The 866-nt window shown below is 51.8% G+C and carries 1 protein-coding gene; it reads left to right on the plus strand.

The window, feature by feature from the left end:
- The coding region (purB, locus tag B2899_RS03735; protein ID WP_286884134.1) for an adenylosuccinate lyase at positions 1-866 on the plus strand (866 nt) is incomplete at both ends.

Genomic DNA, 866 nt, shown 5'->3' on the forward strand with positions numbered 1-866 from the left:
ACAGAGGAAAACAAATTCAAGGCCTGGTTGAAGGTCGAGATTCTGGCCTGTGAAGCCTGGGCCGAGCTTGGCGTTATTCCGAAGGAAGATGTAGAAAAGCTTTGGAAAAACGCCAGCTTTGACGTAAACCGCATCTACGAAATCGAGCAGGAAACGCGCCATGATGTGGTGGCTTTTACGCGGGCCGTCTCCGAAACAATTGAAGGTGACGAGAAGAAATGGATTCACTATGGTCTGACATCTACGGATGTAGTGGATACAGCGCTGTCGTACTTGCTGCTGCAGGCAAATGAAATCATCGAGCAGGATTTGGTTCGTTTCGTCGACATTCTGAAGGAAAAGGCGCAGGAGCACAAATACACGGTGATGATGGGGCGTACGCATGGCGTGCATGCCGAGCCGACAACATTCGGCTTGAAGATGGCGCTCTGGTACGAAGAAATGAAGCGGAATCTGGAGCGGTTCCGTCGCGTGAAAGAAACGATTGCATATGGAAAGATTTCGGGAGCGGTCGGGACATACGCCAACATCGATCCGTTCGTGGAGGAGTATGTGTGCAAAAAATTGGGATTGAAACCGGCTCCGATTTCCACGCAGACACTGCAGCGCGACCGTCATGCTGAATACATGGCGACACTGGCACTGATTGCAACCTCTATCGATAAATTCGCGGTGGAAGTGCGCGGCTTGCAAAAGAGCGAAACGCGCGAAGTGGAAGAAGCATTCGCAAAAGGGCAGAAAGGGTCGTCTGCCATGCCGCACAAACGCAATCCGATTGGCAGCGAGAATATGTCCGGGCTTGCCCGTGTTATTCGCGGACATATGATTTCTGCCTACGAAAATGTGCCGCTCTGGCATGAGCGCGA

Origin of the sequence: Aneurinibacillus sp. UBA3580, assembly GCF_002375825.1 — a bacterium.
GTDB classification, from domain to species: Bacteria; Bacillota; Bacilli; order Aneurinibacillales; family Aneurinibacillaceae; genus Aneurinibacillus; species Aneurinibacillus danicus.